14 protein-coding genes, 2 tRNA genes and 3 rRNA genes are annotated in these 26,193 nt (G+C 41.7%); all 19 read left to right on the top strand.

The genetic code is table 11. The annotated features are described in order from the left end of the window. Positions 1-7 precede the first annotated feature (7 nt). The 19 genes from H8796_RS20970 (at position 8) to H8796_RS20880 (ending at position 26,033) form a co-directional block, all read left to right on the top strand. A complete protein-coding gene (locus tag H8796_RS20970) occupies positions 8-2,047 on the top strand; it encodes a glycoside hydrolase family 97 protein (RefSeq protein ID WP_147340110.1) in 2,040 nt (679 codons plus the stop codon). 5 nt (positions 2,048-2,052) lie between these two features. Further along, on the top strand, positions 2,053-3,792 hold the full coding sequence (locus tag H8796_RS20965) for a hypothetical protein (protein WP_117934838.1): 1,740 nt from the start codon (positions 2,053-2,055) through the stop codon (positions 3,790-3,792). A gap of 79 nt (positions 3,793-3,871) precedes the next feature. Next, positions 3,872-5,974 carry a beta-galactosidase gene (locus tag H8796_RS20960; RefSeq protein WP_117934836.1) on the top strand — a complete coding sequence of 701 codons (2,103 nt, stop codon included), beginning with the start codon at positions 3,872-3,874 and terminating at the stop codon, positions 5,972-5,974. 20 nt (positions 5,975-5,994) lie between these two features. Next, positions 5,995-8,274 (top strand): beta-glucosidase BglX, encoded by a 2,280-nt coding sequence (gene bglX / locus H8796_RS20955; protein ID WP_117934834.1) that lies wholly within the window; start codon positions 5,995-5,997, stop codon positions 8,272-8,274. A gap of 202 nt (positions 8,275-8,476) precedes the next feature. Then, positions 8,477-8,893: a helix-turn-helix domain-containing protein gene (locus H8796_RS20950; protein WP_117938168.1), complete on the top strand. Its 417-nt coding sequence runs from the start codon at positions 8,477-8,479 to the stop codon at positions 8,891-8,893. Further along, positions 8,869-9,486: an IS630 family transposase gene (locus H8796_RS20945; protein ID WP_117938167.1), complete on the top strand. Its 618-nt coding sequence runs from the start codon at positions 8,869-8,871 to the stop codon at positions 9,484-9,486. Before H8796_RS20950 ends, H8796_RS20945 begins: the two co-directional genes overlap by 25 nt. Before the next feature lie 54 nt (positions 9,487-9,540). Then, positions 9,541-11,085, top strand: a complete 1,545-nt coding sequence (locus tag H8796_RS20940; RefSeq protein WP_229128506.1) for an ADP-ribosylglycohydrolase family protein — start codon at positions 9,541-9,543, stop codon at positions 11,083-11,085. Positions 11,086-12,809: 1,724 nt separating this feature from the next. Further along, positions 12,810-14,334 (top strand): 16S ribosomal RNA (locus H8796_RS20935). A gap of 186 nt (positions 14,335-14,520) precedes the next feature. Then, positions 14,521-14,597, top strand: a tRNA-Ile gene (locus H8796_RS20930). 58 nt (positions 14,598-14,655) lie between these two features. Next, positions 14,656-14,732: transfer RNA gene (locus tag H8796_RS20925), tRNA-Ala, on the top strand. A gap of 152 nt (positions 14,733-14,884) precedes the next feature. Further along, positions 14,885-17,764 (top strand): 23S ribosomal RNA (locus H8796_RS20920). 77 nt (positions 17,765-17,841) lie between these two features. Then, positions 17,842-17,952: ribosomal RNA gene (gene rrf, locus H8796_RS20915) — 5S ribosomal RNA — on the top strand. Together the 16S, 23S and 5S rRNA genes with 2 tRNA genes alongside form the textbook arrangement of a ribosomal RNA operon. 434 nt (positions 17,953-18,386) lie before the next feature. Further along, entirely contained in the window at positions 18,387-18,977 is a 591-nt protein-coding gene (locus H8796_RS20910; RefSeq protein WP_008999644.1) for a V-type ATP synthase subunit E family protein, read from the top strand. Between the two features lie 11 nt (positions 18,978-18,988). Then, positions 18,989-19,831, top strand: a complete 843-nt coding sequence (locus H8796_RS20905; RefSeq protein WP_117935845.1) for a DUF2764 domain-containing protein — start codon at positions 18,989-18,991, stop codon at positions 19,829-19,831. A 17-nt stretch (positions 19,832-19,848) separates the two neighbouring features. After that, positions 19,849-21,609, top strand: a complete 1,761-nt coding sequence (locus H8796_RS20900) for a V-type ATP synthase subunit A (RefSeq protein WP_004303858.1) — start codon at positions 19,849-19,851, stop codon at positions 21,607-21,609. Between the two features lie 29 nt (positions 21,610-21,638). Continuing rightward, positions 21,639-22,967 (top strand): V-type ATP synthase subunit B, encoded by a 1,329-nt coding sequence (locus H8796_RS20895; protein WP_004297639.1) that lies wholly within the window; start codon positions 21,639-21,641, stop codon positions 22,965-22,967. A gap of 107 nt (positions 22,968-23,074) precedes the next feature. Beyond that, positions 23,075-23,680, top strand: coding sequence for a V-type ATP synthase subunit D (locus H8796_RS20890; RefSeq protein WP_004297640.1), 606 nt, complete (start codon positions 23,075-23,077; stop codon positions 23,678-23,680). Continuing rightward, entirely contained in the window at positions 23,677-25,494 is a 1,818-nt protein-coding gene (locus H8796_RS20885; RefSeq protein WP_117935843.1) for a V-type ATP synthase subunit I, read from the top strand. Before H8796_RS20890 ends, H8796_RS20885 begins: the two co-directional genes overlap by 4 nt. Before the next feature lie 74 nt (positions 25,495-25,568). Next, positions 25,569-26,033: a V-type ATP synthase subunit K gene (locus H8796_RS20880; protein ID WP_004297644.1), complete on the top strand. Its 465-nt coding sequence runs from the start codon at positions 25,569-25,571 to the stop codon at positions 26,031-26,033. The last annotated feature ends 160 nt before the right edge of the window (positions 26,034-26,193 follow it).

Raw genomic sequence — 26,193 nt, 5'->3', positions numbered from 1 at the left:
AAAGGATATGAAAAGTTTTTTTATAAAAGGAATAGCTTTCTTATTAGTATTGGTTACTGCATGTAAGGATTCTGATGAGGATAACCTGGCGAGAGGAGGTTCCATTACGGGAAAAGACTTTACGATAAAGTCTCCTAATGGATTATTGGAAGTCAATGTCAGTACGGGAAAGAAACTGACCTTTGATTTGAATTATGGAGGAACTCCTATGCTTGCTGAGTCCACTATATCGTTACAATTGGGACGTGGGATTGTCTGGGGTGGCGGTAGAGAATTGAAGGATGCTAAAGAGGAGTCCGTCAATGAATCTTTCTCTACATCGTTCTATTTAAAAAAGACGGTTACTGATAGATATAATAGATTGTATCTTGATTTTGGGGATGATTTTGATGTGGAATTTCGAGTGTATGATGAAGGTATGGCCTATCGTTTCATATCTAAACGTACAGATAATTATAAGATCTATGGCGAACAGGCTGATTTTACTTTTACTGAAAACAACCAGATTTATGCAGCTTATGCTCCCCAAAGTAGTTTTTCTCCAAATGATAAGTTTAATTCAGGCTTTGAAGAAATGTATACTTTGACTACCGTCAATGGGGTGATAAAAGACAAACTTATAATGACACCTATGTTGGTTGTGTGTGGTAATGGTAAGAAACTGTGTATTGCGGAATCAGATGCAGTCAATTATCCGGGGTTGTTCTTGAGTCGTGAGTTAAATACTGATAATGTATTGAATGCTACTTTTGCTGCTTATCCTACAAATATGGAGCCTGCGGCGAATAATGGCAGTCATTACCAAATAGGAAGTTATGCAGAGTATATTGCGGACTGTAATGGTGCTCGTACTTTTCCTTGGCGAGTATTTTGTGTGGCAGAACGTGATATGGATTTATTATCTAATGATATGGTTTATAGATTGGCAGCTCCTTCTAAGATTACAAATACTTCATGGATTAAACCCGGTTTGGCAGCATGGGATTATTGGAGTTGGTGGGATGGAAGAGGAGAAAGTGCAAAAACTTATGATACATATAAGCATTTTATAGATTTTGCAGCTTCCAAAGGATTGCCATATTATATTATGGATTCAGGCTGGGCATTGAACGGAAGTTCTTTAGCGGAAGCACGTCCGGAAATAAGGCTGGAAGAATTGATTGAATATGGGAGACAGAAAGGAGTAGGTCTGATCTTATGGGGTGGTGCTGCCAACTTTAGTGACGGAGATATGGAGACAATTTGCCGGCAATATTCCAGAATGGGAATTAAAGGTTTTAAAATTGATTTTTGGGAATATGATAACCAACGTATCATGGAACGTTTCTATAAAGCAGCAGAAATAACCGCAAAATATAATTTATTGATGATTTATCATGGTTGTCCGAAGCCGACAGGAGTGGAACGTACCTATCCTAATATTGTAACTTATGAGGCGGTGAAAGGTATGGAGTTTGCCTCTACCGGATTTGTAGGATTGAAGGATATGGTTGACTATGTTGTGACGTTTCCTTTTATCCGTCAGTTGGCAGGACCATCGGATTATACTCCTGGAGCTATGAAAAATATTCCGGTTGGCGGTCAGTGGACTAAACGCTCATGTGAAGGTACGCGGTGTCAGCAGTTGGCTTTGTTCATTTCGATATTTAGTCCGTTGGGAACACTATGTGATGGACCTACAAATTATAATAATAATCAGGAGTCGATAGATTTTATTGCAAAGATTCCTACTGTGTGGGAAGAGTCGGTTCCTTTGGATGCAAAAATAGGTCAATATATTATTATTGCTCGTAAAGGGCATAATGGTGAATGGTTTATTGGCGGGGTGAACAATAAGGATGTGCGTACTGTAACCGTTCCTTTGTCTTTCTTGACAGCGGGTGAATATACAATGGAGTTAATGAGAGATGCGGACGATGCTGCCTCGAATGCAGAGCATTATGTGAAAGAAGTAAAGAATGTTTCTAGTGCGACATCTTTGACTATCAAAATGGCTCCTGGAGGTGGTTTTGCAGCACGTATTTATAAAAAAACTTTCCAAAAATAATTATTATGAAACACTATAAATTATATATCTTATGGCTATTTATTTGTGTGATAGCTTTTTATTCATGTTCTAAGGATGAAGATATTTTTTTAGATAATGACGAGATTGAAAAACCGGAAGGTCCCGGGCAGCCGGATAATATCGTTATATCTTTAGTCGCATCGGGATTACAGGATATCATCGATATTAGGACAAGTCCCTCATTTCAGTTTGATATTGAAAGAAGTGTGGATGCGGAAGAGACTGTTGCATTATTTGCTAAATTAACGGAAGAAGAAGTAAACGAAGAATTACCGGAAGGTCATTCATACAAATATTTCTCAGAGGGACAGTGGACAATTGATGATAATCCGGTTATTTTCTTAACAGGTGAAACAAAAAAGACGGTTACCATTTCATTTGTAGAACCCCCACGTACGAGTGTTCCTCAGGTATATGTGCTTGGATTATATGTACGCTCGTTTACGGAAGAAGCGAAAATAGAATCTACGAAAAGCAAAATTATATTTAGGGTTGAGATTCCGGCAAAAGAAGGAACTGTAACCAATCCATATCTTTTGAGTTCTGTTGATGATTTGTTAACGATGAAAATAAAAGTAGATGGGGTTGCTGCTAAAGAGGAGGTTTATTTTGAACTTCAGAATGATATTGACTTGGCTGGAGAAAGTTGGACACCTTTGGTTGATGCCGGTGGTAACTTGGATTGGGGAGAATATCGTGTTATCCATTTTAATGGTAACAATCATAAGATCAGTAATTGGATTTGTGAAGGTGTTCCGTATGCCAGTTTTTTCGGAGTGTTGATAGGTTCATGTAAAGACATCACCTTTGAAAATGCAACGGTTTCCGGTACGGGAAGACCGGTAGGTATTGTTGCTGGTGCCGTGGGACATTGGGGGTACTCTAATCCTAAAACAAGAATAGTCAATACTCACGTCAGCGGTTCCGTTAGTGGAGATACTAATATGAGCTGGGATTGGGGAAATCCGGCTTTTGCAACTGGTGGTATTTGTGGTGTGTTGAGACAAGGCAGTAGTATATTAAATAGTTCTTCTGCTGCAAATGTTACAGGAACAGCTGCGGGAGGTCTTGTTGGGGACTGTAATAATAGCGGAGGAAGTATTTCCGGTTGCTATTATGCCGGTGGAACTGTGACTGCTGTTGGTGAAAGTGGTGAAGCTTATGCTGGAGGTATTACAGCAAAAACGGCTAATTGTCCTATTAGTGATTGTTATTCTTTAGGTATAGTCAATGCTGAGAATGGAAGAGCAGCAGGAGGTATAACAGGAGAAATGTCCTCAGCGACAACTATTTCCAGTTGTTATTCAACGGCAAGAATTATAGCTAAAACTAATGCTGGTGGAATTGTCGGTCGAACTGACGGATGTAATAATAGTACAGTGCAAAGATGTATTGCTTGGAACCAGTCTGTAACATCATTATCGGATTTAGGCTCCGGACTTGTTACGGGATGGATAAATGGCTCTAATTTAACGCTACAGAATTGTTTTGCTAATTATGATATTCCTTTGATGGTTGATAATAATTTGGTAGATGTTAGTCAAAATTTCACAGAGGATAAGATAAATGCAAATTTGAATGATTTCCGATATAACGGAAGCCGGGGAGAGACTACTTTACAGGAAACTGCCGGTAAATCTGCATTGGGATGGAATTCTGATATTTGGGATTTTACAGGCGATACTCCTAAATTAAAGTGGGAGTCAGAAATAGTTGTTGAATAATTCTATATATGTACCTTTTTAGCTTAGATCTAAGGAGAGGTGTAATAAAAGCCTCTTCTTGGATTTAAATGAATAATCAATGAAAAAAATATTTTTAATTTTAAGTATACTATTTTCTGCTACTGCATTTTCACAATCTTCCACAGAAACATCGTTCCCTCAAGAAAATTTATTTGCTTTGGGTTCCTATTATTATCCGGAACAATGGGATCCTTTGCAATGGGAGCGTGATATGAAAAGAATGTCGGAAATGGGTATTCAGTTTACTCATTTTGCCGAATTCGCCTGGTCTATGATGGAACCGGAAGAAGGGCAGTATCATTTTGAGTGGCTGGATCGTGCCGTATCTTTAGCAGAGAAATATGGTCTGAAGGTAATTATGTGTACACCTACTCCTACACCACCGGTTTGGTTGTCTAAGAAATATCCTGATATTCTTATTCAGCGGGATAATGGTGTACAGATTCAACATGGACGACGTCAACATGCTTCATGGAGCAGTGACCGTTACTGTAGTTATGTGGAGAATATTGTATCTCGGCTGGCAAAACGTTATGGTAATAATCCCACTATTATTGGTTGGCAGATTGACAATGAACCAGGACATTATGGAGTAGTCGATTATAGCGAAAATGCACAGATGAAGTTTCGTGTCTGGTTACAAAAGAAATATGGTACAATTGATAAGCTGAATGATACTTGGGGAACTTCTTTTTGGAGCGAAACTTATCAGCATTTTGATCAGGTACGGCTTCCTAATCAGCAAGAAGTTCCTGAAAAGAATAATCCTCATGCGATGCTTGACATGAATCGTTTTATGGCAGATGAGCTTGCAAACTTTGTTAATATGCAGGCAGATATATTGCGGCGGTATATTAAGAGGGAACAGTGGATTACTACCAATTTGATTCCGGTTTTTAATCCGGTTGATCCTGTACGGATAGATCATGTGGATTTTCTGACTTACACTCGTTATCTGGTGACCGGGCACAATCAGGGAATAGGGGATCAAGGGTTCCGTTTAGGAATTCCTGAGGATTTGGGCTTTTCAAACGACCTGTTTCGCAATCGCTCAGGTAAGACGTATGGAGTGATGGAACTTCAACCCGGACAAGTGAATTGGGGTATATATAATCCTCAACCTTTACCCGGTGCTGTTCGGATGTGGGTTTATCATGTCTTTGCAGGCGGAGGGAAATTTGTATGCAATTATCGTTTTCGTCAACCTCTGAAAGGCAGTGAACAGTATCATTATGGTATGTTAATGACCGATGGGGTTACTCTTTCTCCAGGAGGTGAGGAATATGTGCGTGTTGCGGAGGAGATGAAAATATTGCGTGAAGCTTATGATAAGAAATCACACATACCAGGTCAATTGGCTGCTCGTCGTATCGGTTTGCTTTTCGATATGAATAATTACTGGGAAATGGAATTTCAGAGGCAAACAGAGCAATGGTGGACTATGCCGCATATCTATAAATATTATAATTTATTGAAATCTTTTGCTGCTCCTGTTGATGTGATATCAGAGAAAGAGAATTTTTCAGATTATCCTTTCATGATAGCACCTGCTTACCAATTGCTTGATAATAGGTTGATAGATCGGTGGACAAAATATGTAGAGAACGGTGGAAACTTGATTTTGACTTGTAGGACCGGACAAAAAGATCGGGAGGCTAAATTGTGGGAAGCACCCTTGGCTGCACCTATTTATGTATTGGCTGGAATAGATCATCTGTTTTATGATCATATGCCGCGTCACTTGTGGGGAAATGTCACTTTGGATGGTGAAACATATGTTTGGAACAATTGGGCAGATGTAATAACTCCTTCTGAAGGCACACAGGTATGGGCTACGTATGCAGATCAGTTTTATAGAGGAGCTGCTTCAGTGATACATCGTAAATTAGGTAAAGGAACGGTGACGTATATTGGAACTGATACTGATGATGGTAAACTTGAGAAGGAAGTGATTCGTCGTATATATATGGAAGCAGGTATCTCCACTGAGGATTTACCGTATGGGGTAGTGAAGGAGTGGCGTGATGGTTTTTACATTGCCTTGAATTATACATCAGACGTTCAGAAGATTGTTATTCCGGATAATGCAGAAATATTGATTGGTAGTGCCAGTCTTGAACCTGCCGGGGTAGTGATATGGAAAGAAAAAACAAATAAATAATCAAATAGCCAAAAAGATATATGAAAATAAGGAATCTTGTATTTTATGTTTTGTGTGGATGTATGTTCTTTTCCTGTTCGCAATCTAACAAAAGTAAAGATACAGAAATGGACCGTTTTGTCACAGATCTGCTGAACCAAATGACGCTCCGTGAGAAGCTGGGTCAGTTGAATTTGCCTTCCGGTGGTGATCTTGTGACTGGTTCTGTAATGAATGGTGAACTTGGAGATATGATCCGTAAACAGGAAATTGGTGGTTTTTTTAATATAAAGGGTGTGAGTAAGATTTATGCTTTACAGCGTTTAGCCGTGGAGGAAAGCCGCTTGAAAATCCCTTTATTGGTTGGTGCTGATATTATACATGGTTATGAAACGATTTTTCCAATTCCCTTGGCACTTTCTTGTAGCTGGGATACGTTGGCTGTTGAACGTATGGCTCGTATTTCTGCCGTTGAAGCTAGTGCTGATGGTATCAGTTGGACATTTAGTCCTATGGTCGATATTTGTCGTGACAGCCGTTGGGGACGTATTGCCGAAGGCAACGGAGAGGATCCCTATCTGGGTTCGTTGTTGGCAAAAGCATATGTACGCGGTTATCAAGGAGACAACATGAAAGGGAAAGATGAAATTTTGTCCTGTGTGAAACATTTTGCACTTTATGGTGCTTCTGAAGCAGGTCAGGATTATAATACGGTTGATATGAGTCGGCAACGTATGTATAATGAATATCTTGCTCCTTATCGGGCAGCTGTTGAGGCTGGTGCCGGCAGTGTGATGAGTTCCTTTAATTTGGTAGATGGTATTCCAGCTACGGCTAATAAATGGTTACTTACCGATCTGCTGCGTGATGAATGGGGATTTCGTGGTTTGTTGGTGACGGATTATAATGCCATTGCTGAAATGTCTTCCCATGGAGTAGCTCCTTTGAAGGAGGCTTCCATACGTGCTTTACAGGCAGGAACAGATATGGATATGGTTTCTTGTGGTTTTCTGAATACCTTGGAAGAGTCTTTGCAAGAAGGAATGATTACTGAGGAACAGATCAATGTTGCTTGTCGACGTGTGTTGGAGGCAAAGTATAAGTTGGGCCTTTTCTCAGATCCATATAAATACTGTGATACTTTACGTGCGAAGGAGGTGCTTTATACGGAGGATCACCGTGCCGCTGCACGTGAAATAGCTGCAGAAACGTTTGTTCTGCTAAAGAATACTGGAAATTTGCTTCCGCTCGAACGAAAAGGACGGATTGCTTTGATAGGCCCTATGGCTGATGCTCGTAACAATATGTGTGGAATGTGGAGTATGACCTGTACTCCTTCCCGTCATGCTACTTTGTTGGAGGGGCTACGTTCAGCAGTGGGTGAGGAGGCTGAAATATTATATGCCAAAGGAAGTAATATCTATTATGATGAGAACCTTGAAAGGGGAGCTGTCGGAATACGACCTTTGGAGCGTGGTGATAATCAACAATTATTGGATGATGCGCTTCGTACGGCTTTGCGTGCTGATATCATTGTTGCTGCTTTGGGCGAATGTGCCGAGATGAGTGGTGAGTCGGCTTCACGTACGGAACTTGGGATTCCCGATGCCCAGAGAGACTTGCTAAAAGCTTTGGTAAAGACAGGTAAGCCTGTTGTATTGCTTTTGTTTACGGGACGTCCGTTGGTCTTGAATTGGGAGAATGAACATATTCATTCTATATTAAATGTATGGTTTGGGGGTAGTGAAACTGGTGATGCTATTGCAGATGTATTGTTTGGTAAAATAACTCCGAGTGGTAAGTTGACAACGACTTTCCCTCGTTCTGTAGGACAATTACCGTTATTTTATAATCATTTGAACACAGGACGTCCGGATTCGGATAGCAATGTTTTTAATCGTTATTCCAGCAACTATCTTGATATAAGTAACGAACCTCTTTATCCTTTCGGATATGGTCTGAGTTATACCAATTTTATTTATGGAGATATGCGGTTGAGTTCAGATACTTTATCTGCTAATGGAAAATTGACGGTGTCTGTGACTGTGAGTAATAAAGGTGATTATGATGGCTATGAAACAGTTCAACTCTATTTGCATGACGTATATGCAGAGATAGCCCGTCCTGTAAAGGAACTGAAAGGTTTTAAACGTGTATTTCTGAAAAAGGGAGAGAGTTGTGATGTGCAATTTGTCATCACTACTGCTGACTTGAAATTTTATAATTCAGAATTGAAATATGTGTATGAACCTGGAGAGTTTGAGGTAATGGTGGGACCGAACTCTCGTGACGTACAAATTAAATGCTTTAAGGCTGAATAATAGGACAGATACTTGTAAGCCATTTTGGGGAATTAGAAGAGATACGGATAGACTGTAAATGAGTAGCTCTTTATGATTTGTAGGTACAAAAAATGTATCTGCTCAATATTGGTGCATTATTTTGATAAGTAGGTGATCTAAATTATTTATATATATCAGTACTAATATGGTTCATTTTCCGTTTTATAGAAAAAATAGAATTATGAAACCAATAAAAGTACTTGAATTATCAGAGGTTGATCGCCTCAAATTAGAGAAAGGCTATCATAATGGCCCTACTCATAGTTTTCGTATCAGATGCAAATCCATATTGCTGAAGTCAGAAGGTAAATCAGCTCCCCAAATAGCAGAAATGCTTGAGGTAACAGTACCTACTGTCTACACATGGGTAAAACGTTATGAAGAAAATGGCATCAAAGGCTTGGAGACACGTCCTGGTCAGGGGCGAAAGCCTATTATGGATTGTTCTGATGAAGAAGCAGTCCGCAAGGCAATTGAGGAAGACCGTCAGAGTGTGTCCAAAGCACGTGAAGCATGGCAGAATGCGACTGGTAAAGAAGCCAGTGATATTACTTTCAAACGTTTTTTAGAAACATTGGTGCAAGATATAAGCGTATAAGAAAACGCCCAAGGGGCAAACCCTCACCGCAGCTCTACGCATACAAGAAAGAGAAGTTGCAAGAACTTGAAGAACTTGATTCCAAAGGAGAACTTGTGCTATATTATGCCGACGAAAGTCATGTCTGTACAAATGGTTATGTTCCATATGGCTGGCAATTCAAGAATGAGGATATTTACATCCCATCCGAGAAAGCTGCCCGGCTTAATATTTTTGGCATGATTACCAAAAGGAACCAATATAAAGGCTTTACCACAAAAGAGTCCATCAACGCAGACAAGATTGTGGACTATCTTGACAGATTCTCTTTCAATGTAACGAAGAAGACTGTAATTGTCTTGGACAATGCTTCTGTTCATAGAAATCGGAAAGTTAAAGAACTGAGGAAAATTTGGGAGAAAAGAGGATTGTTCCTCTTCTATCTTCCACCTTATTCTCCAGAACTTAATCCTGCCGAGATTCTTTGGCGTATACTTAAGGGTAAATGGATAAGACCGATAGATTACGAGACTACGGACTCGCTTTTCTATTGTACGAACAGGGCCTTGGCGTCTGTGGGTACGAACTTATTCGTGAATTATTCATATTTGTAAAATTAATTTTGAACAGTTACTTAAAAAATTATTAACTAATAAAACGAAAAAGAAATGAATATCAAGATTTTTATAACTTATCTATGTTTGTCGTTTATACCTCTTTGGGTGAGTGGGGCTTCAAAATTGCCTTCAACTGTTACCATGACGAAAGCTCGTTTATTGGATAAAATAAAGGGAGGATGGGCTGGTCAAACTATTGGAGTGACTTTCGGAAGTATTACAGAGTTTCGTTATCAAGGAACTTTAATTCAGGATTGTTACACAATTCCGTGGCATGAAGGATATGTAAAAGAAACAATGAGAGTATGGCCTGATCTCTATGATGACTTATATGTTAATTTAACGTTTATGGATGTTCTGGAGAATGTAGGGCTTGATGCACCTGTTGATTCTTTTGCGCATGCTTTGGCCTATGCAGACTATAATCTATGGGGGGCTAATCAAGCAGCACGTTATAATATTATGCATGGGGTTAAGGAATCCGGACATTGGCTGAATAATCCGCATGCAGATAATATTGACTATCAAATTGAGGCTGACTTTTCTGGACTAATGTGCCCGGGGATGCCTAATTCTGCTTCTGCAATTAATGATAAAGTAGGGCATATCATGAGTTATGGAGATGGCTGGTATGGAGGTGTATATATAGGAGCAATGTATTCTTTGGCTTTTGTATCTGATGACATCGAGTTTATTGTTACAGAAGCTTTAAAAACAATTCCACGTGAAAGTAAATTTTATCGGTGTATAGCGGATCTGATCAAATGGCATAAGCAATATCCGAACGATTGGAAACAAACATGGTTCGAATTGGAGAAGAAGCATACTGATGATGTAGGTAGTCCTGAAGGGGCATTTAGTCCTCTTGATTGTGATGCTCGTATTAATGCTGCCTATGTTGTTTTAGGATTATTGTATGGAAATGGAAACTTTACTAAAACATTGGAAATATCAACTCGGGCAGGGCAGGATTCGGACTGCAATCCTTGTACTGCCGGAGGTATTTTAGGAACGATGCATGGTTATAGTAATATACCCGATTATTGGATGAAAGGCTTGAAAGGTGGAGAGGATATAATTATTAAAGGTACTTCTATGTCATTGAATACTGTTTATGATATGAGTTACAGACATTCTCTGAAAATGATTCAAAGAAATGCTGGAAAGGTAGACAATGAACAAGTCGTTATTAAAGTGCAAAAACCGGAAACTGTAAGATTAGAAGTCTGTTTCGAAGGGATATATCCTGCTAAAAAAGTTAGTTTTAATCACGATGATATACAGGAAATCTCATTTGATTTCGAAGGGACAGGTTTCGTTTTGAGGGGTGAAGCCGTCAAAAAGAGTACAGAGTTTCCTGATGGAAAAGTGTATGCTACTTTATTTCTTGATGGTAAAGAAATAGAAAGATCTGATTTCCCTACTGATTTTAGAAATAGAAAGAATGATTTATTCTGGAGATACCAATTACCGAAAGGAAAGCACACGGTAACGGTCAAAGTGAATAAATCGGATGAGAGATATATTTTGCGATCGTTTGAGTATGTGACTTATTCGGATCAACCGGTGAAGGGCACTGAAGTACATCCTGAATAAACGATAGGCAATCTCTGTAAAAGCAGTTGATAGTCAATCATATTAAGCACTGTCCATGATTTTGTGTAGAACTATCCATAAAATCATGGGTTTCTGCAAATGATTTTTCGTTTTCATTTCTCATGTTCTCATAACACACGTAATAATCTTCTGTAAATCAGGTATGTAATACTATGAGAAATAAAATAGGAAATGGTATTTCTCATAGTATTACCAGCATTTTGTGCACAAAACAAGGTGTTTCTCATAGCTTTTCAAGGCATTTCTCATAATCTTTCGTAGGTCAAAGAGGCTTTTGTAATAGATTTAATGCTACATATTCAGTTCTGTATTGATTAATAATATATTATAAGGCGTTTCTGGAAGTGTATGGAGTAGGTATTCGCATGTTTTCCTACCGGTATCTGAATCGTTCCACTAAAGTGGAAAGGTCTGTGCACTGGAGTGGATAGAACCGTTCACTCCAGTGCAACGATCTGTTCACTAGAGTGCAACGATACGAATAGTGGTAGGAAGAAATAACAATGATTAGGAAAAAACATAAAGGTATAAGGTAAATAACATACAGGAAAGCATTAAATAGCAAGAAGTTGCTTAATAAAACCGAAGAAGGAAAGGGGGAATCGTAAATTCGGCAAAAGTCTGGAAAAACTACAGTTATACTGTATGAGAAATGAGTAAAATGTATAGACGGAGTATGAGAATAAGATGAGAAATGGTTTAAACCCTATGAGAAATGCGTGATTTTATGAACTAAATCATGGAAAATCTATGAGAAATACCCTTTTTTCTTTTATTTCTCATAGTGTTATCTATTTGATTTACAGCTGATTATTATGTATCTTATGAGAACATGAAAAATGAAAACAAAAAATCCTTTTCAATAACCGAAGAGATTCTACGTATCATTCTCACACAAGTATCATATTAATGAATCAAACTAAGGAATGGAATCCACTATAAAACCACTATCTCTTATATCTATCTTTCTTTCCTCTAATTTTAATGAACTGATTCTTTAATTGCTCCCTAACGCAAACTGCTCCCCGGCGCACCTACGCGCCCGCGTGTGATATAATAATGTGTAGCCCTCTCGTCATTTCCGCGCACACCCCACCCATGCTTAAAAAATATGTTCTACAACATCGTTCTGCATCAGCACTTTAGCAAATGTATTCAAAAATAATTAGAAAAAATAGTTTGATATATTTGGAGTGTATACCAAAAGGGCGTACTTTTGCACCCGCTTTCCAAGAGAAGAAAGCCTTGATAAATTGACTTAGTGAAAAAGCGGAATCTTACTTAAAGAAAAGAACAAAAAACTTCCGAAAAAGTTTGGATTATAATAAATAAAGTTCTTATCTTTGCACTCCGATTCGCAAAGAAAATAGGCAAGAGTTATTCTTTCATACATTCTTTCCCTTTCGCATAGAGAGCCAGAGAAATCGAGTAAAAAGAAAAACTGAAAAAAAACTTCCGAAAAAGTTTGGTAGTTAAAAATAAAGCCCTTACCTTTGCACCCGCTTTTAAAACGAAAGCAACAAGTTCTTTGAAATATTGATAAACAATACAAGTAGTACAAGTAAAAAAATAGAACCGTCAATACTTGTCTTATTCAGTAGCGATACAGTTAAGACTAATAGGTATTTGAATAAGGTCAATAAATTTACGGCGTCCTGAACAGAGCAAAAAAGTCATCTTAACCGATGATAAAAAATACTTTTACAATGAAGAGTTTGATCCTGGCTCAGGATGAACGCTAGCTACAGGCTTAACACATGCAAGTCGAGGGGCAGCATTCTTCTAGCAATAGAAGAGATGGCGACCGGCGCACGGGTGAGTAACACGTATCCAACCTACCGATAACTCTGGAATAGCCTTTCGAAAGAAAGATTAATACCGGATAGTATACGAATATCGCATGATATTTTTATTAAAGAATTTCGGTTATCGATGGGGATGCGTTCCATTAGTTTGTTGGCGGGGTAACGGCCCACCAAGACTACGATGGATAGGGGTTCTGAGAGGAAGGTCCCCCACATTGGAACTGAGACACGGTCCAAACTCCTACGGGAGGCAGCAGTGAGGAATATTGGTCAATGGGCGCAGGCCTGAACCAGCCAAGTAGCGTGAAGGATGAAGGCTCTATGGGTCGTAAACTTCTTTTATATGGGAATAAAGTTTTCCACGTGTGGAATTTTGTATGTACCATATGAATAAGGATCGGCTAACTCCGTGCCAGCAGCCGCGGTAATACGGAGGATCCGAGCGTTATCCGGATTTATTGGGTTTAAAGGGAGCGTAGGTGGATTGTTAAGTCAGTTGTGAAAGTTTGCGGCTCAACCGTAAAATTGCAGTTGAAACTGGCAGTCTTGAGTACAGTAGAGGTGGGCGGAATTCGTGGTGTAGCGGTGAAATGCTTAGATATCACGAAGAACTCCGATTGCGAAGGCAGCTCACTAGACTGTTACTGACACTGATGCTCGAAAGTGTGGGTATCAAACAGGATTAGATACCCTGGTAGTCCACACAGTAAACGATGAATACTCGCTGTTTGCGATATACAGTAAGCGGCCAAGCGAAAGCATTAAGTATTCCACCTGGGGAGTACGCCGGCAACGGTGAAACTCAAAGGAATTGACGGGGGCCCGCACAAGCGGAGGAACATGTGGTTTAATTCGATGATACGCGAGGAACCTTACCCGGGCTTAAATTGCAAATGAATATGTAGGAAACTATATAGCCGCAAGGCATTTGTGAAGGTGCTGCATGGTTGTCGTCAGCTCGTGCCGTGAGGTGTCGGCTTAAGTGCCATAACGAGCGCAACCCTTATCTTTAGTTACTAACAGGTCATGCTGAGGACTCTAGAGAGACTGCCGTCGTAAGATGTGAGGAAGGTGGGGATGACGTCAAATCAGCACGGCCCTTACGTCCGGGGCTACACACGTGTTACAATGGGGGGTACAGAAGGCAGCTACACGGCGACGTGATGCTAATCCCAAAAACCTCTCTCAGTTCGGATCGAAGTCTGCAACCCGACTTCGTGAAGCTGGATTCGCTAGTAATCGCGCATCAGCCATGGCGCGGTGAATACGTTCCCGGGCCTTGTACACACCGCCCGTCAAGCCATGAAAGCCGGGGGTACCTGAAGTACGTAACCGCAAGGAGCGTCCTAGGGTAAAACTGGTAATTGGGGCTAAGTCGTAACAAGGTAGCCGTACCGGAAGGTGCGGCTGGAACACCTCCTTTCTGGAGCGATGTCGTAACTGTCACCTAAACGTGACAGCCACTTATAGACTTTAAAGGTTCTGTTTTTTGTACTACTGGTACTTGTTTATTTATAATATATAGATCAACCATCTATAGAAGTATAGATAGAGATAAACAAGAGAAAAAAGAAGCCGAGTCTAACATACAGGTAGACAAGGTTGAACTAGTCCTATAGCTCAGTTGGTTAGAGCGCTACACTGATAATGTAGAGGTCGGCAGTTCAACTCTGCCTGGGACTACCAAGCTCAAGAACGAAGGAATGACGCGTAAGCGGAATGCAGCAATTCTTGATAACCTCTTGGGGGATTAGCTCAGCTGGCTAGAGCATCTGCCTTGCACGCAGAGGGTCAACGGTTCGAATCCGTTATTCTCCACCATCTCTGAAAAGAGAAACGATCTTTGACATGATGTACAAAAAGTAAAATTTTAGTAAGAGCTAAAAGTATATATCAAACCGTACGTGATTGATATTGTCATTGAGTATTATTTTTTAATTCTCAATTCTCAATTTTCAATTTAAGAAGTTTGAAAGAAAGTAAGCAAGGGCGCATGGCGGATGCCTTGGCTCTCGGAGGCGATGAAGGACGTGATAAGCTGCGATAAGCTTCGGGAAGGTGCAAATAACCTTTGATCCGAAGATTTCCGAATGGGACAACCCGTCATTCTGAAGGAATGACATCTTGCATAGCAAGAGGCTAACACAGGGAACTGAAACATCTTAGTACCTGTAGGAAAAGAAAATAATAATGATTCCCCTAGTAGTGGCGAGCGAACGGGGATTAGCCCAAACCAATGTTGTTACGGCAATATTGGGGTTGTAGGACCACGACATCGCAAGAAGTTTAGTGAGAAGAACCCTTTGGAAAATGGGACCATAGACGGTGATAGTCCGGTATTCGAAGCTAAACGAAGCGTAGTGGTATCCTGAGTAGCGCGGGACACGAGGAATCTTGCGTGAATCTGCCGGGACCATCCGGTAAGGCTAAATACTCCCGAGAGACCGATAGCGAACCAGTACTGTGAAGGAAAGGTGAAAAGCACTTCGAATAGAAGAGTGAAATAGTCCCTGAAACCGTGCGCCTACAAGCGGTCGGAGCTTTGTAAGAAGTGACGGCGTGCCTTTTGCATAATGAACCTACGAGTTACTTTTTCCGGCAAGGTTAAGTGTCTTAAGACATGAAGCCGAAGCGAAAGCGAGTCTGAACAGGGCGATTAGTCGGAAGGAGTAGACGCGAAACCAAGTGATCTACCCTTGGTCAGGTTGAAGGTTAGGTAACACTAACTGGAGGACCGAACCGATAAGCGTTGAAAAGCTTCCGGATGAACTGAGGGTGGGGGTGAAAGGCTAATCAAACTTGGAGATAGCTCGTACTCCCCGAAATGCATTTAGGTGCAGCCTTGGGAATTACTACTGTGAGGTAGAGCGACTGATAAGATGCGAGGGCTTCACCGCCTATCAAGTCTTGATAAACTCCGAATGCGCAGTAGTTCGATCCCAGGAGTGAGGGCATGGGTGCTAAGGTCCATGTCCTAAAGGAGAAGAATCCAGACCATCAGCTAAGGTCCCCAAATAATTGCTAAGTTGAACTAACGAAGTCAGATTGCTAAGACAGCTAGGATGTTGGCTTGGAAGCAGCCATTCATTTAAAGAGTGCGTAACAGCTCACTAGTCGAGGAGTTTGGCGTGGATAATAATCGGGCATCAAGCAATTTACCGAAGCTATGGGATCCGTAAGGATCGGTAGGGGAGCATTCCACTCTGCGTCGAAGGTGAAGCGTGAGCTTTGCTGGAGCGTGTGGAAAAGCAAATGTAGGTATAAGTAACGATAAAGGGGGTGAGAAACCCCCTCGCCGAAAGACTAAGGTTTCCTGATCAACGCTAATCGGATCAGGGTTAGTCGGGTCCTAAGGCTCAGCCGAACGGTGAGGCCGATGGCAGAACAGGTTAATATTCCTGTACTACCTTAAAGAGTGACGTGGAGACGGAGGAGTGACAGCGCCGCGGACTGACGGAATAGTCCGTTGAAGGGTGTAGATGTTGATTATCCCAGGCAAATCCAGGATAAGAGTCGAACCTGATAGTATACCGCGTTCTTCGGAACAAGGTAATAGTGCGTGTAAACATACTCCCAAGAAAATCCGCTAAACTTAATCTTTAAGGTACCCGTACCGTAAACGGACACACGTAGTCGGGTTGAATATACTAAGGCGCTTGAGTGATTCACGGTTAAGGAACTAGGCAAATTGACCCTGTAACTTCGGGATAAAGGGTCCCAACGAGAGTTGGGCGCAGAGAATAGGTCCAGGCAACTGTTTAACAAAAACACAGGGCTGTGCCAAATTGAAAGATTACGTATACAGCCTGACACCTGCCCGGTGCTGGAAGGTTAAGAGGAGATGTCATCGCAAGAGAAGCATTGAATTGAAGCCCCAGTAAACGGCGGCCGTAACTATAACGGTCCTAAGGTAGCGAAATTCCTTGTCGGGTAAGTTCCGACCTGCACGAATGGTGTAATGATCTGGACACTGTCTCAACCGTGAGCTCAGTGAAATTGTAGTATCGGTGAAGATGCCGATTACCCGCGATGGGACGAAAAGACCCCGTGAACCTTTACTATAGCTTAACATTGAATTTGGGTAATTGATGTGTAGGATAGGCCGGAGACTTTGAAGCAGGTACGCCAGTATTTGTGGAGTCGCTGTTGAAATACGGCCCTTTGATTATTTGAGTTCTAACTCGTAGAAACGAGGACACTGTTTGGTGGGTAGTTTGACTGGGGTGGTCGCCTCCAAAAGTGTAACGGAGGCTTCTAAAGGTGCCCTCAGGACGATTGGTAACCGTCCGTAGAGTGTAATGGCATAAGGGCGCTTGACTGGGAGACAGACAAGTCGATCAGGTAGGAAACTAGAGCATAGTGATCCGGTGTTTCCGTATGGAAGGGACATCGCTCAAAGGATAAAAGGTACTCCGGGGATAACAGGCTGATCCCTCCCAAGAGCTCATATCGACGGAGGGGTTTGGCACCTCGATGTCGGCTCGTCACATCCTGGGGCTGGAGAAGGTCCCAAGGGTTGGGCTGTTCGCCCATTAAAGTGGCACGCGAGCTGGGTTCAGAACGTCGTGAGACAGTTCGGTCTCTATCTATCGTGGGCGTATGAAATTTGCGTGGCTCTGACACTAGTACGAGAGGACCGTGTTGGACTGACCGCTGGTTTACCAGTTGTGCCGCCAGGTGCATTGCTGGGTATCTAAGTCGGGATTGGATAAGTGCTGAAAGCATCTAAGTACGAAGCCAGCCACAAGATTAGATTTCTTAGGGTCGTCAAAGACGATGACGTTGATAGGATGCAGGTGTAAAGGTGGTAACATCAAAGCCGAGCATTACTAATTGCCCGTTCACTTTCTTTCGAACATGTACCGGTTGGGTATATACGTTTAGCTTTCTAGACACTAGGATTTTACTTTTCATCATGTCATAACCTTATTCAGGTGGTTATAGCACGAGGGTTCCACCTCTTCCCATTCCGAACAGAGAAGTTAAGCCTCGTCACGCCGATGGTACTGCGTAACAGTGGGAGAGTAGGTAGCCGCCGTTTTTAAGAAGCCCCTTGATTCAAAATGAATCAAGGGGCTTTCTGTGTTTTATCACTTCTGTTTTTATCAATATTCAACTTCCGCCAGCTTGTTTTCCTGTTTTTTATGAATTTGGTGAAATACCGATAGCCTTTGTTATTTAATCTTGTATTAATATCCCATTTGCCGTTTTAAGTATCTACATGTTTCCAAATGTCTTTTGGATTTCTTATATTTGTTTACCGGCTTGAAAAATCCGGTAAATGTGTCATTTAGTAATAGGAAAAGGACTAAATCGGAACAAAATAGGTGTAGGACTGTGATTTTTTCGCAAACGGTTCTTTTTCTTTTCTTCTTTCTCTTTTTTATCAAATTGATTTTTGTAAATTTGGCGAGAATCAGATAAAGGACACACAGTTAAGTTAATATAGTAATAATACTAAATTCTCCTGTTAATATGGAAAACAAAATTCAAGAGTTGACCGATAAGATTTATCGTGAAGGCGTGGAAAAAGGAAACGAGGAAGCGCAGAGACTTATCGCGAATGCTCAGGAAGAAGCTAAGAAAATCATTGAGGATGCCCGCAAGGAGGCAGAATCAATTGTAAACTCCTCTCGTAAATCTGCTGATGAGTTGGCAGAGAATACTAAATCAGAGTTAAAACTATTTGCCGGTCAGGCTGTGAACGCACTCAAATCTGAGGTGGCTACGATGGTAACTGACAAGTTGATAACCGCTTCTGTGAAAGATTTCGCTCAGGATAAAGATTATCTGAATGCGTTTATCGTAGCATTGGCATCCAAATGGAGTGTAGACGAGCCTATCGTCATCTCAACAGCCGATGCGGAATCACTGAAAAAGTATTTTGCAGCTCATGCAAAAGCTTTATTAGACAAGGGAGTGACCATTCAGCAAGTAAATGGTATCAAAACTCTGTTCACTGTTTCTCCGGCGGACGGTTCGTATAAGGTGAACTTCGGAGAAGAAGAATTCATGAATTACTTCAAAGCGTTCTTGCGTCCTCAATTAGTAGAAATGCTATTTTAAAAGAAGCGACTATGAGTAGTAAGTACTATTACTTGGTAGCAGGTTTGCCGGAACTTTCGCTGGAAGACAGCAAACTGAGCTATACAGTAGCCGATTTTAAAACTGAAATCTACGATGGATTGTCTGCTTCAGACCAGAAGTTGATTGACTTGTTTTATCTGAAGTTTGATAATGCAAATGTGCTGAAACTTCTCAAAGATAAAGAAGCGGAAATCGACAAACGGGGAAACTACTCTGCTGAAGAACTCTCTGAATATATTTCTATTCTGAGAGAAGGCGGAGAAATCAGTCCTAAAGAATTTCCGGTCTATCTATCCACTTTTATTACTGATTATCTGAATACTCCGGCTGAAAGTACGGTTTTACACGAGGATCATCTGGCTGCTCTATATTATGAGTATGCGATGAACTGTGGGAATAAGTTCGTTTCTGCCTGGTTTGAATTCAACCTGAACATCAATAATATTCTTGTTGCATTTACTAGCCGTAAATTCAAATGGGATATTGCTTCCAACGTTGTGGGAGATACGGAAGTATGCGAAGCATTGCGTACATCGAGTGCCCGCGATTTCGGATTGTCCGGTGAGGTGGATGTGTTTGAATCGTTAGTGAAAATCAGTGAGATTACAGAACTGGTGGAGCGTGAGAAGAAGTTGGATGCTTTGCGGTGGAATTGGATGGAGGATGCTATTTTCTTCGACTATTTCACTATCGAACGTATTTTCGCTTTCCTGCTGAAGCTGGAAATGATTGAACGGTGGATTTCACTGGATAAGGAAAGAGGTAATCAGTTGTTCAGAAGCATTATCGAATCGCTGAAGAACGAAGTGCAGATTCCTGCAGAATTCAGATAATAAAATAAAAAAAATATATGGCAACAAAAGGAACTGTTAGTGGCGTTATTGCCAACATGGTGACCCTCGTCGTTGATGGACCGGTAGCTCAGAATGAGATTTGTTATATCTCGACCGGTGGCGATAAGTTGATGGCGGAGGTGATTAAGGTTGTAGGTTCACATGTATATGTCCAGGTGTTTGAAAGCACACGTGGACTGAAAGTGGGCGCCGAAGCCGAATTTACAGGACACATGCTTGAGGTGACATTAGGCCCGGGTATGCTATCGAAAAACTATGATGGTCTGCAAAATGACCTCGACAAGATGGATGGAGTTTTCCTCAAAAGAGGACAATATACATATCCGTTGGATAAAGAACGTGTATGGCACTTTGTACCCTTGGCGAATGTAGGCGACAAAGTGCAGGCTTCTGCATGGTTGGGACAGGTGGATGAAAACTTCCAGCCGTTGAAAATTATGGCTCCGTTCACTATGAAAGGAACGGCTACCGTAAAAACAATCATGCCGGAAGGTGATTATAAGATAGAAGATACAATTGCTATCCTGACAGACGAAGAAGGAAATGATATTCCTGTGACTATGATTCAGAGATGGCCCGTGAAACGTGCGATGACGAATTATAAGGAGAAACCGCGTCCTTTCAAATTGTTGGAGACTGGTGTACGTGTGATTGATACGCTGAATCCGATTGTGGAAGGTGGTACGGGATTTATCCCCGGTCCGTTCGGTACTGGTAAAACAGTGCTTCAGCACGCTATCTCTAAACAGGCGGAAGCGGATATCGTTATCATTGCGGCTTGTGGTGAACGTGCTAATGAGGTGGTGGAAATCTTTACCGAGTTCCCCGAACTGGTAGACCCGCATACGGGACGTAAGTTGATGGAACGTACTATCATCATTGCGAATACTTCCAACATGCCGGTAGCTGCCCGTGAAGCATCTGTATATACAGCAATGACACTGGCGGAATATTACCGTTCCATGGGATTGAAAGTCTTGTTGATGGCGGATTCTACTTCCCGTTGGGCACAGGCTTTGCGTGAGATGTCCAACCGTATGGAAGAATTGCCTGGGCCGGATGCTTTCCCGATGGATATTTCGGCTATTATCTCCAACTTCTACGGTCGTGCGGGATATGTAAAACTAAGTAATGACGAAACGGGTTCTATTACGTTTATTGGTACGGTATCTCCTGCGGGTGGTAACTTGAAGGAGCCGGTGACTGAAAATACGAAGAAAGTAGCTCGTTGTTTTTATGCTTTGGAGCAGGATCGTGCGGATAAGAAACGTTATCCGGCAGTGAATCCGATTGATTCTTATTCAAAATATATCGAATACCCGGAATTTGAGGAGTATATCAAAGGTCATATCAACGATGAATGGATTGGAAAGGTAAACGAACTGAAAACCCGTTTACAGCGCGGTAAGGAAATTGCCGAACAGATCAATATCCTCGGTGATGATGGTGTACCGGTAGAATATCATGTGATTTTCTGGAAATCAGAATTGATTGACTTTGTTATTCTGCAACAGGATGCTTTTGATGAAATTGATGCGGTAACTCCGATGGAACGTCAGGAAGATATTCTGAACATGATAATCGACATCTGTCATACGGAATTTGACTTTGATAACTTCAACGAAGTAATGGATTACTTCAAGAAGATGATTAATGTCTGTAAGCAGATGAACTACTCGAAGTTTAAATCGGAACAGTATGAAGGATTCCAGAAACAACTGAAGGAATTGATTGCCGAAAGAAGTGTCAATTCATAATCTTTAATTTATAATTTTAATTATCAAAGATGGCAACAAAAGCTTTTCAAAAGATATATACCAAGATTACTCAGATTACCAAGGCTACTTGTTCGCTGAAAGCGACAGGAGTAGGGTATGACGAGCTTGCCACTGTGGACGGTAAACTGGCACAGGTGGTTAAGATTGCCGGTGACGATGTCACTTTGCAGGTATTTGAAGGTACGGAGGGTATTCCGACCAATGCCGAAGTAGTATTCCTCGGCAAATCGCCTACATTGAAAGTGAGTGAGCAGCTGGCCGGACGTTTCTTCAACGCTTTCGGTGATCCGATTGATGGAGGTCCGGACATTGAAGGACAGGAAGTGGAAATTGGCGGTCCGTCTGTGAACCCGGTTCGACGTAAACAGCCGTCGGAACTGATTGCAACGGGTATTGCCGGTATCGACTTGAACAATACACTGGTATCGGGTCAGAAGATTCCGTTCTTCGCCGACCCCGACCAGCCTTTTAATCAGGTAATGGCAAACGTAGCTTTACGTGCTGAAACGGATAAGATTATCCTCGGAGGTATGGGTATGACGAATGACGACTACCTGTACTTTAAGAATGTGTTCTCTAATGCAGGTGCGCTGGACCGTATTGTGAGTTTCATGAATACGACCGAAAATCCTCCGGTAGAACGTTTGTTGATTCCGGACATGGCATTGACTGCTGCAGAGTATTTTGCAGTAAATAATAATGAGAAAGTGCTGGTACTATTGACGGATATGACGAGCTATGCGGATGCGTTGGCAATCGTATCTAACCGTATGGACCAGATTCCTTCGAAAGACTCTATGCCGGGATCGCTTTACTCGGATTTGGCAAAGATTTACGAAAAGGCAGTGCAGTTCCCTTCCGGCGGTTCAATCACTATTATTGCGGTGACTACTTTGTCCGGTGGAGATATTACGCACGCTGTGCCTGATAATACGGGTTACATCACTGAAGGTCAGTTGTTCCTGCGTCGTGATAGTGATATCGGTAAGGTAATTGTTGACCCGTTCCGTTCATTGTCTCGTTTGAAACAGCTGGTAACCGGTAAGAAGACACGTAAGGACCATCCGCAAGTGATGAATGCCGCTGTACGTCTGTATGCCGATGCCGCTAACGCTAAGACGAAGATGGAAAATGGTTTCGACCTGACCAACTACGACGAACGTACGTTGGCTTTTGCGAAGGACTATTCCAATCAGTTGTTGGCTATTGATGTCAATCTTGATACTACTGAAATGCTGGACGTTGCCTGGGGCTTGTTCGGTAAATATTTCCGTCCGGAAGAAGTGAATATCAAGAAAGACTTGGTGGATCAATACTGGCCGAAACAAAATAATTAGACAATTAGACGATTTGCTATTAGGATGATAGTGGACGGATTATATATGTTTATAAGAAGTAATTTCAATCGTCTGATCGTAAATTGTTAAATTAGTAAATCAACGAGATGGCTATAAAGTTTCAATATAACAAAACCTCTCTTCAGCAGCTCGAAAAGCAACTGAAAGTGCGGGTGCGTACGCTTCCTATTATTAAGAATAAGGAAAGCGCCCTCCGCATGGAAGTGAAACGCTGTAAAACGGAAGCTGCCGATCTGGAGGATAGGCTGGAACAACAAATTCAAGCCTATGAAGCCATGTTCGCCCTTTGGAATGAGTTTGACGCTTCATTAATAAAGGTGAATGATGTTCATCTTGGCGTGAAAAAGATTGCGGGTGTGCGCGTACCGTTGCTCGAAAATGTAGAATTCGAGATACGTCCGTACAGTATGTTTAATGCTCCCAAATGGTATGCCGACGGTATCCATCTATTGGAAGAGCTGGCTCATACGGCAATTGAACGTGAATTTATGCTCGCCAAGCTGAACTTGTTAGAACATGCAAGGAAAAAGACCACTCAAAAGGTGAACCTTTTTGAGAAGGTGCAGATACCGGGCTATCAGGATGCATTGCGAAAGATCAAACGATTCATGGAAGATGAAGAAAACTTGTCGAAATCTTCGCAAAAGATCATGAAGTCCCATCAAGAAAAAAGGAAGGAGGTAGAGGCATGATTACAAAAATGAAGAAACTCACATTCCTGGTTTATCACAAAGAGTATGAAGAATTCCTGAACAGTCTGCGTGAACTTGGGGTAGTCCATATTGTGGAGAAACAACAGGGGGCTGCCGATAACACGGAGTTGCAGGAGAATATTCGTCTTTCCAATCGCTTGGCGGCTACCTTGAAGTTGCTTCAGAATCAGAAGCATGAAAAGAATGCCGTAATTGCTACGGAAGGCGGAACGGCTGCCCGTGGTATGCAAGTGCTGGACGAAGTGGATGCCCTGCAAACAGAGCATGGAAAGCTGTCGCAGCAGTTGCAAAGCTATGCCAAAGAGAAAGAAGCGCTGGAAGCCTGGGGCAACTTTGAACCGGACAATGTTCAGAAGCTGAAAAATGCCGGTTATGTAATCGGTTTTTATAGCTGTTCGGAAGGAAATTACAAGGAAGAGTGGGAAACGGAATACAATGCAATGATTGTGAACCGCATCTCTTCTAAAGTATTCTTCGTGACTCTGACGAAAGGCGGGCAGGAAGTGGATTTGGATGTAGAACAGGCGAAATTACCTGCATACTCTTTGGCACACCTTGAAACGCTTTACAATACGACCGAACAGGCCGTTGAAGAGAATGAAAAGAAGCTGGTTACGCTTTCCGAAACGGAAATTCCTTCCTTGAAGGCTGCTCTGAAAGAGCTGCAAAGCCAGATTGAGTTCTCTAAGGTGGTGTTAAGTTCCGAACAGACTGCCGGTGACAAACTGATGTTAATTGAAGGATGGGCACCTGCATTCAGTCAAGTGGAAATAGAGGCTTACTTGAATGACGCACATGTATATTATGAGATTACCGATCCGATGCCGGGCGATAATGTTCCTATTCGATTGAATAATAAGGGATTCTTTGCCTGGTTCGAACCGATCTGTAAGTTGTATATGCTTCCGAAGTATAATGAATTGGACTTGACTCCGTTCTTTGCCCCGTTCTTTATGGTCTTTTTCGGACTTTGTCTGGGAGATTCCGGATATGGGGTGTTCCTGTTCCTGGGAGCTACGGCCTATCGGTTGATGGCGAAGAAAGTGACTCCGTCGATGAAGTCGATCATTTCATTGATACAGGTATTGGCTGTTTCAACATTCTTCTGCGGTTTGCTGACAGGTACGTTCTTCGGAGCGAATATCTACGATTTGAACTGGCCGATTGTTCAACGTCTGAAACATGCCGTCTTGATGGATAACAATGATATGTTCCAATTATCGTTGATATTGGGAGCTATTCAGATACTATTCGGTATGGTGTTGAAGGCGGTGAATCAGACCATTCAGTTTGGTTTCAAATATGCAGTGGCAACTATCGGATGGATCATCCTGCTGGTTTCCATGGCAGTTTCGGCTTTGTTGCCGGAGGTAATGCCGATGGGAAGTACAGTACATTTGGTTATTCTGGGTGTTTCGGCTGCTATGATTTTCCTTTATAACAGTCCGGGAAAGAATGTTTTCCTGAATATCGGACTGGGATTATGGGATTCATATAATATGGTCACCGGTTTGCTTGGCGATGTATTGTCTTACGTTCGTCTGTTTGCCCTCGGACTTTCCGGAGGTATTTTGGCGGGAGTATTCAACAGCCTGGCAGTAGGTATGAGTCCGGATAATGTAATAGCAGGCCCGATTGTTATGGTACTGATTTTCGTTATCGGTCATGCCATCAATATCTTTATGAATGTGCTGGGTGCAATGGTTCACCCGATGCGTCTGACGTTCGTTGAGTTCTTCAAGAACTCCGGATATGAAGGAGGCGGCAAAGAGTACAAACCGTTCAGAAATTGAAAATTAGAAGATAAAAAATTAGAAATTGAGAATTAATATTTTAAGAATTAAACAATAAAAAATAGAATAAGATTATGGAAATGAATTTGTTTATCGCCTACATTGGCATCGCGATTATGGTTGGTTTGTCGGGCATCGGTAGTGCTTACGGAGTAACTATTGCAGGTAATGCTGCTATCGGAGCATTGAAGAAGAATGATAGCGCATTCGGTAACTTCCTGGTATTGACAGCTCTTCCGGGTACACAGGGTCTTTATGGTTTTGCAGGTTATTTCATGTTTCAGACAATCTTCGGTATTTTGACTCCTGAAATTACACCTATCCAGGCATCAGCAGTGCTTGGTGCAGGTATTGCTCTGGGATTGGTTGCTTTATTCTCCGCTATCCGCCAGGGACAAGTTTGTGCAAATGGTATCGCAGCGATCGGCCAGGGACACAATGTATTTAGCAATACGTTGATCCTTGCCGTATTCCCCGAACTCTATGCAATCGTTGCTTTGGCTGCAACCTTCTTGATTGGTAGCGCACTCGTTGCATAATTTTTAGCAAGAATATTTCCTATAAAGGACTTTCAATCCCCTTGTATATGTAGCTTTGCATATGCAAGGGGATATTCTTTTTTCATTGTAGGACAACGTTTCTTTCTTCTTCTTAACTCATATTTTTTGTATAAAGTATTATTTTTCAAAGAATAATGTG

Origin of the sequence: Bacteroides sp. M10 (genome assembly GCF_014334015.1) — a bacterium.
In the GTDB taxonomy this organism is placed as follows: domain Bacteria; phylum Bacteroidota; class Bacteroidia; order Bacteroidales; family Bacteroidaceae; genus Bacteroides; species Bacteroides intestinigallinarum.
This window is presented reverse-complemented; position numbering and strand designations above follow the sequence as displayed.